Below are 15,162 nucleotides of genomic sequence, written 5' to 3' on the forward strand. Positions count from 1 at the left end.
GCCCCGCGGGCCCCGCGCCCCCATTTTGTGGCCCCTTAGACACCCCGCCCCCCGCCCCCCCCCCCGGGGGGGGGGTGGGGGGGGCGGCGGGGGGCCCCCCCCCCGCCCCAGGACCCGGGCGGAGGAACTCGCCGGGACAAGATCGACCGGAGGCCGCAGGACTCTGGTAGGCTGGTCGCGTTGCAGTTGTGGTACCCAGAACTTTTTGTGCGCCTGGATGATTGCGATTCCGGGCGCACTTTTGTTTTGCCGGATTTCTCCGGTGTGGGGTGATCATCTACAGCGACCCATATCCGTACAGTGCGGGTTTGGAAACTGCCCCACCATAGGGAGATTGTTATGGCTACCGGAACCGTGAAGTGGTTCAACTCGGAAAAGGGCTTCGGCTTCATCGAGCAGGAGGGTGGCGGCCCGGACGTGTTCGCCCACTACTCGAACATTCAGTCCCAGGGCTTCCGTGAGCTGCTTGAGGGCCAGAAGGTCGAGTTCGACGTCACGCAGGGCCAGAAGGGCCCGCAGGCGGAGAACATCCGTCCGCTCTAATTCAGAGTAACCGGGCCGCGACGCTCGGTAACGGGAGGCCCGCACCGCACGGTGCGGGCCTCTCGCGTGCAGCCGCCGCAATGGCTCCCGCCGTGGCGGCCCGAGGAAGGAATCCCGCTTTTGTCACCCGTGTCCCCCGTAAAGCTGTTCTCCGAGCTTCCGCTCGACCCGGCGCTGGTCGCCGCCCTGGACGCCGACGGGGTGACAGAACCGTTCCCGATCCAGGCCGCGACGCTGCCGGACTCGCTCGCCGGCCGTGACGTGCTCGGCCGCGGCCGTACCGGCTCCGGCAAGACGCTGGCCTTCGGCCTGCCGATGCTGACCCGCGTCAAGGCGCTCGGCCGCCGCGCCGACGCCAAGCGTCCGCTGGCGCTGGTGCTGGTGCCCACCCGCGAGCTGGCCACCCAGGTGACCGACGCGCTCGCGCCGTACGCGAAGGTGCTCGGGCTGCGGACCACCGCGGTGGTCGGCGGCGCCTCCATCACCAAGCAGATCGCCGCGCTGCGCGGCGGAGCCGAGATCCTGGTCGCGACGCCCGGACGGCTCTTCGACCTGATCGAGCGGCACGCCTGCTCGCTGGACCAGGTCGGCGTGACGGTACTGGACGAGGCCGACCAGATGGCCGACATGGGGTTCCTGCCGCAGGTCACGCGGCTGCTGGAGCAGGTCAAGCCGGGCGGGCAGCGAATGCTGTTCTCGGCGACGCTGGACCGCAATGTCGACAAGCTGGTCAAGCGGTTCCTGAAGAATCCGGTCACGCACTCGGTGGACCCGTCGTCCGCGACGGTGACGACGATGGAGCACCACGTGCTGCACGTCGACGAGGCGACCAAGCGGGCGGTGACCGCGGAGATCGCCGCCCGGCAGGGCGGCGTGATCATGTTCGTCGGCACCAAGCGCGGCGCCGACCGGCTCACCAAGCACCTGCTGGGCCTCGGGGTGCGGGCGGTGGCGCTGCACGGCGGCAAGTCGCAGCCACAGCGGAACCGGGCGCTCGACCAGTTCCGTACGGGGACGGCCGACGCCCTGGTGGCCACGAATGTCGCGGCGCGCGGGATTCACATCGAGGGTCTCGACCTGGTCGTGAACGTCGATCCGCCGACCGAGGCCAAGGACTATCTGCACCGCGGCGGGCGTACGGCGCGGGCCGGTGAGTCCGGCACGGTCGTCACGCTGGTGCTGCCCGAGCAGCGGCGCGAGAACGCCCGGCTCATGACGCAGGCCGGTATCCGGCCGCACACCGCCCGGGTCCGTCCGGGCGACGCGGATCTGGTCAGGATCACCGGTGCCCGGCAGCCGTCCGGCACCCCGGTCACGCTGCCCGCCGCCGAGGTCCCGGCGCCCAAGGCCAAGGCTCCCGGCGCGGCCCCGTCCCGCCGCCGTCGTGGCGGCAGTGGGCGCGGCGGCGCCGCCACCGCCGGTGAGCGTCAGCAGCCCGCCAAGAAGGCCGCATCCCGCCGTACCGGCGCCACCGCCAACGAGGGCGCCGCCGGCCGCGGCCGCCGCACCGGCCCCGGCGCCGCCGCCGGCCGCGGCGGCGCGGTGGGCCGCCGCGCCCGCGGCGGCGACACCGGCAGCTCAGGCCGCGCGGCCTGACCCCACCCCGCACACCGAAGCGCCCCCGCCGATCCCCTCGGCGGGGGCGCTTCCCCCTCTCCGCCGCACCGCCTCGGCCGGCGAGCGGCTCCGAAACAGCCCCCGCCCGCAGGCCGAATCGGCGACCCGAAGCCTCCGCCCCCTGCACCACACGAGCCGGAGGCACCGGGCAAAGCCCCGGCCGAAAGGCCGACCCCACGCCGGAGGCAAGCACCCGGCCGGAGGCCAGCTCCGCTGAGGAGGCGGGCCCCGGTCGGAGGGCGGTTAGCGGAGGAGGCCGGCGGTCATGCCCTCCGTTTCCGGGGGGATGGCCATCAGGCCGAGCTCGGCGGGAGTGGCCAGGTGGGGGTGGGTGGGGAGGACGCGGACGGTGTAGCCGAAGGGGCCGGTGCGGTCGAGGGTGAGAGGCCCTTCGTAGTGGTAGCGCCCCGCGCTGTCGGTGCGGGAGGTGGGCTTGAGCGAGGCGACGGTGGGATCGGCGAGCCGGTCGGCGGCGTCGACGCGGCCGGACAGGAGCTGGACGTCGACGTCCGTCGGGTCCAGCTCGCCGAGGGCGACCTCCACCCGGAGGGTGAGCGTGGAGCCCAGCTCCGGGGTGCCGCCGACCGAGCCGGTCTCCACGTGCTGGACCGAGACCCGCGGCCACTGCTGCCGTACCCGCCGCTTCCAGGCGGCCAGCGCCCCGGCCTCCTCCCCGTGTACGGCGCGGTGCGAACGGGCGGCGGGCGCGTACAGCGTGCGGACGTAGTCCTGGACCATCCGGCCGGCCACCACCTTCGGGCCGAGGGTGGTGAGGGTGTGCCGGACCATTTCGATCCAGCGGCCGGGCAGGCCCTGCGCGCCCTGGTCGTAGAAGCGCGGCGCGACCTGCTTCTCCAGCAGGTCGTAGAGCGCGGCGGCCTCCAGCTCGTCGCGGCGGTCCTCGTCGATGACGCCGTCGGCGGTGGGGATCGCCCAGCCGTTGTCGCCGTCGAACCACTCGTCCCACCAGCCGTCGAGCACCGACAGGTTGAGGCAGCCGTTGAGCGCGGCCTTCATCCCCGAGGTGCCGCAGGCCTCCAGCGGACGCAGCGGATTGTTGAGCCAGACGTCGCAGCCGGGGTAGAGCAGCCGCGCCATCCGCATGTCGTAGTCCGGCAGGAAGACGATGCGGTGCCTGACCCGGGGGTCGTCGGTGAACCTGACCAACTCCTGGACCAGCCGCTTGCCGCTGTCGTCGGCCGGGTGCGCCTTGCCCGCGACCACGATCTGGATCGGCCGCTCGGCGTGCAGCAGCAGGTCCATCAGCCGGTCCTGGTCGCGCAGCATGAGGGTGAGCCGCTTGTACGACGGGACCCGGCGCGCGAAGCCGATGGTGAGCACGTCGGGGTCGAGGACGCTGTCGGTCCAGCCCAGTTCTGCCTCTCCCGCGCCGCGCTGCCGCCAGGACTCGCGGACCCGGCGCCGTACGTCCTCCACGAGCTGTTCGCGCAGTTCGCGGCGGAGTTCCCAGACGGCGGCGTCGGGGATGTCGGCGATGCCCTCCCAGCGGTCGGCGCCGCCGACCGTCAGGGCGTCCTCGGCGCGCTGCGTGCCGATCTGCCGGGCGCCGAGCCGGAACACCTCGGGGGCGACCCAGGTGGGCGCGTGCACGCCGTTGGTGATGGACGTGATCGGCACGTCCTCCGGGTCGAAGCCCGGCCAGAGCCCGGCGAACATCTCGCGGCTGACGGAGCCGTGCAGGGTGGAGACGCCGTTGGCGCGCTGGGCCAGCCGCAGGCCCATCACCGCCATGTTGAACAGGTTGGGGTCGCCGCCGGGGTAGGTCTCCATGCCCAGTTCGAGGACGCGGCCTATGTCGACGCCGGGCAGCTCGCCGCCGTCGCCGAGGTGGCGGCCGACCAGTTCGCGGTCGAAGCGGTCGATGCCCGCGGGGACGGGGGTGTGCGTGGTGAACACCGTCCCGGCCCGTACGGCCTCCAGCGCCGCGTCGAAGTCGAGCCCTTCGAGGGCCAGTTCGCGGATGCGCTCCAGGCCGAGGAAACCGGCGTGGCCCTCGTTGGTGTGGAACACCTCGGGTTCGGCGTGGCCGGTGATCCGGCAGTAGGTGCGGACGGCGCGGACGCCGCCGATGCCCAGCAGCATCTCCTGGAGCAGCCGGTGCTCGCTGCCGCCGCCGTAGAGCCGGTCGGTGACATCGCGCTCGGCGGGTTCGTTGGCCTCGACGTCGGAGTCGAGGAGCAGCAGCGGGACGCGTCCGACCTGGGCCTTCCAGATCTGGGCGCGCAGCGATCGGCCGCCGGGCAGGACGAGGGAGACCTCGGCGGGGGCGCCGTTCGTCTCGCGGAGCAGGGTGACGGGCAGTTCGTTGGGGTCGAGGACGGGGTACTGCTCCTGCTGCCAGCCCTCGCGGGAGAGGGTCTGGCGGAAGTAGCCGTGCCGGTAGAGCAGGCCGACGCCGATGATCGGGGCGCCGAGGTCGCTCGCGGCCTTCAGGTGGTCGCCGGCGAGGATGCCGAGGCCGCCGGAATACTGCGGCAGCGCGGCGGTGATGCCGAATTCGGGTGAGAAGTAGGCGATGGCTGCGGGCAGGTCGCTCTGTTCCTGATACCAGCGGGGGTTGCTGGTGTAGTCGGCCAGTTCCTCCGCCGCGGCGGCCAGGCGGCGCAGAAAGCGCCGGTCCCCGGCGAGCGCGGCGAGCCGTTCCTTGGACACGGCGCCGAGCAGCCGCACGGGGTCGCCTTGGGCGGCCCGCCAGCCCACGGGGTCGACGCTCTGGAACAGCTCCCGGGTCTCCGGGTGCCATGACCAGCGTAGGTTCTGGGCCAGCTCCCCGAGCGGGCGCAGAGGTTCCGGCAGGACGGTGCGCACGGTGAATCGACGGATTGCCTTCACGTATTCGACCGTAGACCCGATGGCGGGGGGCCTGCGGCCAGTGTCCACGATCCGGTGGTTCAAACGCGCGAACGGCGGCTCACGGAAGCGACCGGTCGCAGTGCGGATCACGCCGGTGGGCGGGGCAGGTCGTACGGGCCCGGTCGGGGGTCACCGGCCCGGCGCGTGACCGCCGTCGCCCTGGGGGTTCCGGGTGACGTGAGGGTACGGCCGTACGCGGGCGTGTCGGGTGCTTCGCGTACGGTGGGGGCGTGCGCGGGGGCGCTCTCGGGGGCGCGTGTCAGGCGCGCCCGTGGTCGGCCCCACAATGGCGTCAGGGGCAGGTCGGGGGTGGCGGATTGAGCATTCGTGACGCGCTCCCGAAACGCTTCGGTGAGGTGCTTTCGTCTCGCGGAGCGTGGGCAGGCTCCGATTGCGGGGCTTCGCGCGGAGCACGAGACTGCACCACACAGCGTCACAACGCACCGTCAGGTCCCACGGCACCACACGTACGGCACCACAGTCATGGCAGCAATCGTCCCGGATCGTCACCTATCACCTCCACACGAGTGAACGCGGACTGGAGCGGCCATGCAGGCAAGCCCGCACTGCCCGGAACAGCTAAAAAGAGCGGGGGCCCGCGAGGGAGCGGCCCGTCGCGACGCTGCTCGCCGCCGCCGTGGGCCGCTGTCCGGCGCCCCCCATCTCCGCCGTCCCATCCACAGCGCTGTCAGGTGAGGCAATGATCGGTCGTATTCCCGTCGTCGATGTCCGTCCGTTGGTGGACTGTGGCCGCCGCCCGGCGAAGGCGGTGGCAGGAGAGACCTTCGAGGTGACCGCCACCGTGTTCCGGGAGGGGCACGACGCGGTGGCCGCGAACGTGGTGCTGCGGGACCCGACCGGCAGGTCGGGGCCGTGGACGCCGATGCGCGAGCTGGAGCCCGGCACGGACCGGTGGGGCGCGCGCGTCACCCCGACGGCCGAGGGGCGCTGGACGTACTGCGTGGAGGCCTGGTCCGACCCGGTGGCGACCTGGCGGCACGCGGCGGGCATCAAGATCCCCGCCGGGATCGACACCGAACTGGTGCTGGCCGAGGGCGCGCTGCTGCACGAGCGGGCGGCGGCGGGGGTGCCCAAGAGCGACGGCAGGGCGGGGGTGCTGGCCGCGGTGGACGCGCTGCGGGACGCCTCGCGCACCCCCGCCGCCCGGCACGCGGCGGCGCTGGCGGACGACGTGGTCGGCGCACTCGACCGGTATCCGCTGCGCGAGCTGGTCAGCGCCTCCCGGCCGCTGCCGCTGCACGTGGAGCGGGAGCGGGCGCTGTACGGGTCCTGGTACGAGCTGTTCCCCCGCTCGGAGGGTGCGGTGCTCGAAGAGGGCGCCCCGCCGCGCTCGGGCACCTTCCGTACCGCGGCCGAGCGGCTGCCCGCGGTGGCCGCGATGGGGTTCGACGTGGTCTATCTGCCGCCCATTCACCCGATCGGCACAGCTTTCCGCAAGGGCCCGAACAACAGCCTGACGCCCGGCCCCGACGACGTCGGCTCGCCGTGGGCGATCGGCTCCCCCGAGGGCGGGCACGACGCCGTCCACCCGGACCTGGGCACCCTGGCGGACTTCGACCACTTCGTGGAGCGGGCCCGCGAGCTGCGGATGGAGGTGGCGCTGGACTTCGCGCTCCAGTGCTCGCCCGACCACCCGTGGGTGGCCAAGCACCCGGAGTGGTTCGCGCACCGCGCGGACGGCACGATCGCGTACGCGGAGAATCCGCCGAAGAAGTACCAGGACATCTACCCGATCGCCTTCGACGAGGACTTCGCGGGCATCGTCAGGGAGACCCTGCGGGTGCTGCGGCACTGGATGGCGCACGGGGTGCGGATCTTCCGGGTGGACAATCCGCACACCAAGCCGGTGGTGTTCTGGGAGAAGGTCATCGCGGACATCAACCGCACCGACCCGGACGTGATCTTCCTGGCGGAGGCGTTCACCCGTCCCGCGATGATGGCCACCCTCGGCCAGATCGGTTTCCAGCAGTCGTACACGTACTTCACCTGGCGTAACGACAAGAGCGAACTGACCGACTACATGCGGGAGTTGAGCGGGGAGGCGGCAGCGTGGATGCGGCCCAACTTCTTCGTGAACACCCCCGACATCCTGCACGCCTTCCTCCAGCACGGCGGCCGTCCGGCCTTCGAGGCGCGGGCGGTGCTCGCCGCGACGCTCTCGCCCACCTGGGGCGTCTACGCGGGCTTCGAACTGTGTGAGGGCACCCCTGCCAAGCCCGGCAGTGAGGAGTACCTGCACTCGGAGAAGTACGAACTCCGGCCGCGGGACTGGGCGGCGGCCGAGGCCGAGGGCCGCTCGCTCGCCCCGCTGATCACCACGCTCAACCGGCTGCGCCGCCGTCACCCGGCGCTCCAGCAGCTACGGGACATCACATTTCACCCAGTGGACAACAGCGCGGTACTGGCCTACTCCAAGCGCCGCGACGACGATGTCGTACTGGTGGTCGTCAACCTGGACCCGTTCCACACCCAGGAGGCCACCGTCTCGTTGAACATGCCGGCACTCGGGCTCTCCTGGCACGAGTCATACCCGGTGCGCGACGAGCTCACCGGGGACACCTACCACTGGGGCAGAGACAACTATGTGCGCCTTGAGCCGGGCCGCGCGCCCGCGCATGTCCTGTCGCTGCGACCGTCTCCTTCGATCGGAGGGTCACTCAGTTGATCGTCAACGAACCCGTCCCTGACACCTTCGAGGACACACCGGCCAAGGACCGTGATCCCGACTGGTTCAAACGGGCGGTGTTCTACGAAGTCCTCGTCCGGTCCTTCCAGGACAGCAACGGAGACGGCGTAGGCGACCTGAAAGGCATCACCGCCAAGCTGGACTATCTCCAGTGGCTCGGCGTGGACTGCCTCTGGTTGCCGCCGTTCTTCGCGTCACCGCTGCGGGACGGCGGATACGACGTGGCCGACTACACGGCCGTGCTGCCGGAATTCGGCGACCTGGCGGACTTCGTGGAATTCGTGGACGCCGCGCACCAGCGCGGCATGCGCGTGATCATCGACTTCGTCATGAACCACACGAGCGACCAGCACGAGTGGTTCCAGCAGTCTCGCAGCGACCCGGAGGGACCGTACGGGGACTTCTACACCTGGGCGGACGACGACAAGCAGTACGACGGCGCCCGCATCATCTTCGTCGACACCGAGACCTCGAACTGGACGTTCGACCCGGTGCGCAAGCAGTACTACTGGCACCGGTTCTTCTCCCACCAGCCGGATCTCAACTACGAGAACCCGCGGGTGCAGGAGGAGATCCTGGCCGCGCTGCGCTTCTGGCTCGACCTCGGGATCGACGGTTTCCGGCTGGACGCGGTGCCCTATCTCTTCCAGGAGGAGGGCACCAACTGCGAGAACCTGCCGCGTACCCACCAGTTCCTGAAGAAGGTGCGCTCCGAGATCGACGCGCACTACCCCGACACCGTGCTGCTGGCCGAGGCCAATCAGTGGCCCGAGGACGTCGTCGACTACTTCGGCGACTTCCGCAAGGGCGGCGACGAATGTCATATGGCGTTCCACTTCCCCGTCATGCCGCGCATCTTCATGGCGGTCAGGCGGGAATCGCGCTACCCGGTGTCGGAAATCCTGGCGAAGACTCCCGCCATCCCGGCGAGTTGCCAGTGGGGCATCTTCCTGCGGAACCACGACGAGCTGACCCTCGAAATGGTGACCGACGAGGAACGCGACTACATGTACGCGGAGTACGCCAAGGACCCGCGGATGCGCGCCAACATCGGCATCCGCAGGCGGCTGGCACCGCTGCTGGACAACGACCGCAACCAGATCGAGCTGTTCACCGCGCTGCTGCTCTCCCTGCCGGGATCCCCGATCCTGTACTACGGCGACGAGATCGGCATGGGCGACAACATCTGGCTCGGTGACCGGGACGCGGTCCGTACACCGATGCAGTGGACCCCCGACCGCAACGCGGGCTTCTCGTCCAGCGACCCCGGACGGCTCTACCTGCCCACGATCATGGACCCGGTCTACGGGTACCAGGTCACCAATGTCGAGGCGCAGATGAGCTCACCCAGCTCGCTGCTGCACTGGACGCGGCGGATGATCGAGATCCGCAAGCAGAACCGTGCCTTCGGGCTCGGTTCCTACACCGAGCTGCCGTCGAGCAACCCGGCCGTGCTGGCGTTCCTGCGCGAGTCCGGCGACGACCTCGTGCTGTGCGTGAACAACTTCTCGCGGTTCGCCCAGCCCACCGAGCTGGATCTGCGGAGCTTCGCCGGGCGGCACCCGGTGGAGCTGATCGGCGGGGTGCGCTTCCCCGCGATCGGTCAACTGCCGTACCTGCTCACCCTCGCGGGCCACGGCTTCTACTGGTTCCGGCTCCGCCGCGAGCAGGTGTGACGGCGGGGGGCCGGAGCGACCGGCCCCCCGCAGCCGACGCGGGTGGCGCACCGCCCCCGCGGCCGGCCCCCGCTCCGAGTAGCGGGCATCCCGGACCCCTGGCAGTATCCGGAGTACCCCAGCAGCACCCGCGGGGCGCATTCCGTCGTACGTCGGCTCGCTGACACATGATCGTCACGCGGGCGGGCCGTACGGCGGTTTCCTGTCACCCGCCCGGGGCAGGCTCCCCGTGTCGCCGGACAGCCCGAACCCGTCATCCGGGAGGCTGGCGCCCCCGCCGCGCGTCGAAGCGGCCGGGTGCGCGACTCCCCGGGGAAAGGACGTCATGTCGGACCGCTCCTGGACCCGTGCTCCTTCCGTACCCACCTCACCATCCGGATCCACCTCACCGTCCGTATCGAATTCACCATCGAGTTCACCATCCGTGTCGGGGTCACGCCCCGTGACGGACGCGCGCTCGGCCGCGGCTTCCTCATCCGCTCCGGCCGCCGCCTCGGCCGCCGCTTCGCCGACCGGCCCGGACGTGCCGTCCGCGAGCGGTGTGCCGCCCGTCGCCGGGCGGCCGCTGGCGCCCGGCCTGCTGCGGTCGCTCGAACCGCTGCTGCGCTCCTGGCTGCCCAAACAGCGCTGGTTCGCCGGCAAGGGCCTGCCCATCGGCGGCTTCCGGCTGGCCGCGGCCACCGAGCTGATGCCTCCCGGCGGCCGGCTCGGCCCGCTGGGGCTGCTGCACGTCCTGGTGGACGTCGAGCAGCCCGGCCGCCCCGCCGACTGCTACCAACTGCTGCTCGGCGCGCACCCGCTGCTGCCGTCGGCGCTGGTACGGGCCGCGCTCGGCCCGGCCGTCGGCGGCCCGTACGACGGCCTGACGCTCTACGACGCGCCGCACGACCCCCGGCTGGCCGCGCTGCTGCTCGAACGGCTCCGCGCGCCCGGCACCACCGGGCGGCTGCGTTTCAGCGTCGAACCGCAGGAGGAGTTCCCGCCGGGGCTGACCCCGCGCGTCTCCACCGCCGAGCAGTCCAACACCTCGGTCGTGTACGGGGACGCCTACATCCTCAAGCTGTTCCGCCGCGTCTCCCCCGGCACCAACCCGGACCTGGAGCTGTCGCTCGCGCTGGCCCACAAGGGCTCGCGGCGGGTCGCGGAGCCGGTCGCCTGGTTCGAGGCGCTGCCGCCGGAGGGCGTCATGGGCCCGCAGGGCGCGGCGGCGGGCACGACGGAGCCGACCACGCTCGGTGTGCTCCAGCGCTTCCTGCCCGGCTCGTCCGACGGCTGGGCCCTGGCCCTGGCCTCGGTCGCCGAGGACGGCGACTTCACCGGCGAGGCGGCGGCGCTCGGCCGCGCCACGGCCGAGGTGCACGGCGCTCTGGCCGACGCGCTGCCGGTCCGTACCCTGGACGGCCCAGCGCTGGAACGTATCGCCTCGGCGATGACCCGGCGGCTGGACGAGACCGCGAAGGAGGTCCCGGCCGTACGGCCGCACGTCGCGGCGCTGCGCTCGGCCTTCGACGACCTCGCGCGGCTCGGCGCGGCACCCGGCAACGCGGTGACCGCCCAGCGGATCCACGGCGACCTGCACCTGGGGCAGGCGCTGCGCGGTCCGGACGGCGAGTGGGTGCTGATCGACTTCGAGGGCGAGCCCGCCCGGCCGCTGGCCGAACGGCGCCGGGCGGCGCCGCCGGTCCAGGACGTGGCGGGCATGCTGCGGTCCTTCGACTACGCCGCCCACCACAGCGGCAACGGTCCCTGGGCCGCCCGCCACCGGGACGCCTTCTGCGCCGGGTACGCCGCCGTGTCCGGGGTGGACCCGCGCGAACAGCCCGTGCTGATACGGGCCTTCGAGACCGACAAGGCGGTCTACGAGGCCCGGTACGAGGCGCGGCACCGCCCCGCCTGGCTCCCCATCCCGCTCTCCGCCCTGGCCCGCCTGGCCGCCGCCACTTCTGACGCCGCCCCTTCTGAGGAGTCCAGCCCGTGACACGCCCCGACGACCGTTTCCTCCCCGAGGCCCAGGCGCGCGGCTACGACCGCGGCACCCCCCACCCGGCCGCCTCCGGCACGGCTCCGGTGCCGGCCCCGCTTGCGGATACGACCCCGCCTGCCCCCTCGTCCGACGCCGCGGCGGTACCGGCCGCCCCGGTGCCGGGCGCGGGTCCTGTGGCACCGGCGGTCACGGTGCCCGGCGCGGGCCCGGCCGCGACCGGCCGACTCGCGGAGAGCGCCCCGCAGGGGCGCGGGGCCGAGTCCGACGTGCCGCTGCCGCCGCGTGAGCGCGAGCAGCCCACCACCGGCGGGAGGTCCGGGGCCGACCCCGAGCCCTCCTTCGGGCCGGAACCCGGAAGCCTGGTCGGCGACGACCGCCGACGGCTGCTGGACGGCGCGCACCACGACCCGCACGGAGTGCTGGGGGCGCACCCGGTGGACGGCGGCGTCCGGATCAGGGCGCTGCGGCCGTTCGCACGGGCGGTGGCGGCCGTCGTGGACGGCGAGCGGTTCGACCTCACCGACGAGGCCGACGGCCTCTTCTCCGCGGTGCTGCCCCGCACCGACGTGCCGGAGTACCGGCTGGCCGTCACGTACGACGACGGCGAGCACATCGTGGAGGACCCGTACCGCTTCCTGCCGTCCCTCGGGGAGCTGGACCTGCATCTGATCGGGGAGGGGCGGCACGAGGAGCTGTGGAAGGCGCTGGGCTCCCGGCCGATGACGCACGGCGGCGTGACCGGTACGCGCTTCGCGGTGTGGGCGCCGAACGCGCGCGGGGTGCGCGTGGCCGGGGAGTTCAACTACTGGGACGGCACCGGCTTCCCGATGCGCTCGCTGGGCGCGACCGGGGTGTGGGAGCTGTTCGTGCCGGGCGTCGGCGCCGGGACGGCGTACAAGTACGAGATCACCCGGCCCGACGGCTCGCGCGGGATGAAGGCCGACCCGATGGCGCGGGCCACCGAGGTGCCGCCCGCGACCGCGTCGGTCGTCACGGAGTCGGCGTACGAGTGGGCCGACCAGGAGTGGATGGCCCGCAGGGGCGAACTCCCGGTGCACCGGGCGCCGTTCTCGGTCTACGAGCTGCACCTGGCCTCGTGGCGGCCGGGGCTGACCTACCGTGAGCTGGCCGAGCAGTTGCCCGCGTATGTGAAGGAACTCGGCTTCACGCACGTGGAGTTGATGCCGGTCGCCGAGCACCCCTTCGGCGGCTCCTGGGGCTACCAGGTGACGTCGTACTACGCGCCGACCTCGCGGCTCGGCTCGCCCGACGACTTCCGGTACCTGGTGGACGCCCTGCACGCGGCCGGGATCGGCGTGATCATGGACTGGGTGCCCGCGCACTTCCCCAAGGACGACTGGGCACTGGCCCGGTTCGACGGCGCGCCGCTGTACGAGCCCGCCGACCCGCGCCGGGCGGAACACCCGGACTGGGGCACCCTGGAGTTCGACTTCGGCCGTACCGAGGTGCGCAACTTCCTTGTGGCGAACGCCGTGTACTGGTGCGAGGAGTTCCACATCGACGGGCTGCGGGTGGACGCGGTGGCCTCGATGCTCTACCTCGACTACTCCCGCGAGGGCGGCGACTGGCTGCCCAACGCGTACGGCGGCCGGGAGAATCTGGACGCGGTGGCGTTCCTCCAGGAGATGAACGCGACCGTCTACCGGCGCTGTCCCGGCACCGTCACCATCGCCGAGGAGTCCACGGCCTGGGACGGGGTCACCCGGCCCACCCACCTGGTCGGCCCGGCCGGCTTCGGCGGCCTCGGCTTCGGCCTGAAGTGGAACATGGGCTGGATGCACGACTCGCTGGACTACGTCTCGCACGAGCCGGTGCACCGCAAGTACCACCACAACGAGATGACGTTCTCCATGGTGTACGCGTACTCGGAGAACTACGTGCTGCCCATCTCGCACGACGAAGTGGTGCACGGCAAGGGCTCGTTGGTGGCGAAGATGCCCGGCGACTGGTGGCAGCAGCGGGCCACCGTACGGGCGTACCTGGGCTTCATGTGGGCGCACCCCGGCAAGCAACTGCTCTTCATGGGGCAGGAGTTCGCGCAGGGCGCCGAGTGGTCGCACGAGAACGGCCCCGACTGGTGGCTGCTGGACGAGAGTTACCCGGCCGCGGCCGACCACAAGGGCGTACGCGACCTGGTCCGCGACCTGAACGCGGCGTACACGGCCGCGCCCGCGCTGTGGCAGCTCGACACCGACCCCAGCGGTTTCACCTGGATCGACGGCGGCGCGGTGGAGGACAACACCTTCTCCTTCCTCCGCTACGACGAGGCGGGTGACCCGCTGCTGTGCGTCAGCAACTTCTCCCCCGTCGTCCGCGAGAACTACCGCCTCGGCTCCCCCGACGTCGTCTGGAAGCAGGTGCTGAACACCGACGAGGCCCGCTACGGCGGCAGCGGCGTCGTGGTCGCCGAGCCCGTCAAGAGCGAGCCGACGCCCTGGAACGGCCAGCCCCACAGCATCTCGCTGACCCTTCCCCCGCTGGCGACCCTCTGGCTGCGCCCGGCGTAGCCCCCGCATGACGGACACGGCCCCCGCGGGCCGGGCGACGGCCCGCCCCGCGGGGGCCGTTTGCGCCCCACCAGCAGGACAGGAAAGTTTCCTAACCAAAACCCTTGTTGCGGACACGCCAGCGCTACTACCGTTCCGGCAACGCCTTTCCGGGCCCTTCCGGAAGCTCGACTCCCCGCTCAGGCAAGGAGTGTCCCCCCATGTCGTCCTCCGCAACCCCCCGCCTCCGCAGGACCGCCCTCGCCGCCGCCACCGGGCTGACCGCCGCCCTCGCGCTCGGCCTCGGCACGGCGGCCGGTTCCGCCCACGCGGCGGCGACCGCGCTGCCCAGCGGCATCTCGGCGCCCTATCTCTACCTGGGCTGGGGCAACCCGCCCTCGGCCACGTCGGTGATGTCGGCGACCGGCATCAAGCAGTTCACGATGGCCTTCATGCTCTCCGACGGCGGCTGCAACCCGAAGTGGGACGGCAGCCGCGCGCTGACCGGCGGCACCGACCAGTCCACGATCAACGCGATCAGGAACGCGGGCGGTGACGTCACCGTCTCCTTCGGCGGCTACAGCGGCAACAAGCTGGGCCAGAAGTGCACATCGGCGTCCGCGCTCGCCGGGGCGTACCAGAAGGTGATCGACGCCTACTCCCTGAAGTCGATCGACATCGACATCGAGGCGGGCGAGTTCAGCAACGCGACCGTGCGGCAGCGGGTGGTCGACGCGCTCAAGACGGTCCGCGCGAACAACAGCGCCCTGAAGATCTACGTCACCTTCGGCACCACGCCGACCGGGCCCGACTCCGCGGGCAAGGACCTGATCAAGAAGGGCGCCGCCGCCGGGCTGAACATCGACGCCTGGGCCGTCATGCCCTTCGACTACGACCAGGGCGGCACCACCGACATGCTGGCCACCACCAAGTCGGCGGTGGACGGCCTGAAGAACGCCGTCGCCAGCGCGTACGGGCTGTCCTCCGACGCCGCCTACCGCAAGGTCGGCCTGTCCTCGATGAACGGCAAGACCGACAGCGCGGGCGAGACCGTCTCGCTCGCGGACTTCAAGTCGATCGTGTCCTACGCGACCGGCCACCACCTGGCCCGCGTCAGCTTCTGGGCCCTCAACCGGGACCGCAAGTGCGGCTCCGGCGAGTCCGCTGGCGACTCGTGCAGCGGCATCACGCAGAACACGTACGACTTCACCAAGGCCCTGGCCGCGTACACCGGCTGAGGCCGCGTCAGACGGC

General features: G+C 71.9%; 8 protein-coding genes. 7 read left to right on the forward strand and 1 reads right to left on the reverse strand.

Features of this window, described 5'->3' with window-relative positions:
• Nucleotides 1-339 precede the first annotated feature (339 nt).
• Entirely contained in the window at nt 340-543 is a 204-nt protein-coding gene (locus ACIO6U_RS28740; RefSeq protein WP_188279682.1) for a cold-shock protein, read from the forward strand.
• A gap of 51 nt (nt 544-594) precedes the next feature.
• A complete protein-coding gene (locus tag ACIO6U_RS28745) occupies nt 595-2,139 on the forward strand; it encodes a DEAD/DEAH box helicase (protein WP_391161522.1) in 1,545 nt (514 codons plus the stop codon).
• A 264-nt stretch (nt 2,140-2,403) separates the two neighbouring features.
• On the opposite strand, the gene glgP is transcribed toward ACIO6U_RS28745, so the two are convergent.
• A complete protein-coding gene (gene glgP / locus ACIO6U_RS28750) occupies nt 2,404-5,013 on the reverse strand; it encodes an alpha-glucan family phosphorylase (protein WP_401723501.1) in 2,610 nt (869 codons plus the stop codon).
• Between the two features lie 721 nt (nt 5,014-5,734).
• On the opposite strand from glgP, the gene ACIO6U_RS28755 reads away from it, so the two are divergent.
• From ACIO6U_RS28755 to ACIO6U_RS28775, 5 genes are all read left to right on the forward strand, one after another.
• Nucleotides 5,735-7,720 carry a maltotransferase domain-containing protein gene (locus tag ACIO6U_RS28755; protein WP_391044652.1) on the forward strand — a complete coding sequence of 662 codons (1,986 nt, stop codon included), beginning with the start codon at nt 5,735-5,737 and terminating at the stop codon, nt 7,718-7,720.
• Nucleotides 7,717-9,417 (forward strand): maltose alpha-D-glucosyltransferase, encoded by a 1,701-nt coding sequence (gene treS, locus ACIO6U_RS28760; RefSeq protein WP_355349586.1) that lies wholly within the window; start codon nt 7,717-7,719, stop codon nt 9,415-9,417. The genes ACIO6U_RS28755 and treS overlap by 4 nt, the downstream gene beginning before the upstream one ends.
• A 442-nt stretch (nt 9,418-9,859) precedes the next feature.
• Entirely contained in the window at nt 9,860-11,395 is a 1,536-nt protein-coding gene (locus ACIO6U_RS28765) for a maltokinase (protein WP_401723505.1), read from the forward strand.
• Complete coding sequence (gene glgB / locus ACIO6U_RS28770) at nt 11,392-13,929, forward strand: 1,4-alpha-glucan branching enzyme (RefSeq protein ID WP_401723508.1); 2,538 nt, start codon at nt 11,392-11,394, stop codon at nt 13,927-13,929. The genes ACIO6U_RS28765 and glgB overlap by 4 nt, the downstream gene beginning before the upstream one ends.
• 200 nt (nt 13,930-14,129) lie before the next feature.
• The gene (locus ACIO6U_RS28775; protein ID WP_355349592.1) at nt 14,130-15,146 is read left to right on the forward strand and encodes a chitinase; all 1,017 of its coding nucleotides are present in this window, start codon (nt 14,130-14,132) and stop codon (nt 15,144-15,146) included.
• Nucleotides 15,147-15,162: the final 16 nt, after the last annotated feature.

Origin of the sequence: Streptomyces sp. NPDC087422, assembly GCF_044744145.1 — a bacterium.
Classification (GTDB): Bacteria; Actinomycetota; Actinomycetes; order Streptomycetales; family Streptomycetaceae; genus Actinacidiphila.

Excerpts from the sequence above, each read along its gene's own strand:
- ACIO6U_RS28740 (WP_188279682.1), top strand. The coding sequence starts at position 340 with ATGGCTACCGGAACCGTGAAGTGGTTCAACTCGGAAAAGGGCTTCGGC.
- ACIO6U_RS28755 (WP_391044652.1), top strand. The coding sequence starts at position 5,735 with ATGATCGGTCGTATTCCCGTCGTCGATGTCCGTCCGTTGGTGGACTGT.
- ACIO6U_RS28775 (WP_355349592.1), top strand. The coding sequence starts at position 14,130 with ATGTCGTCCTCCGCAACCCCCCGCCTCCGCAGGACCGCCCTCGCCGCC.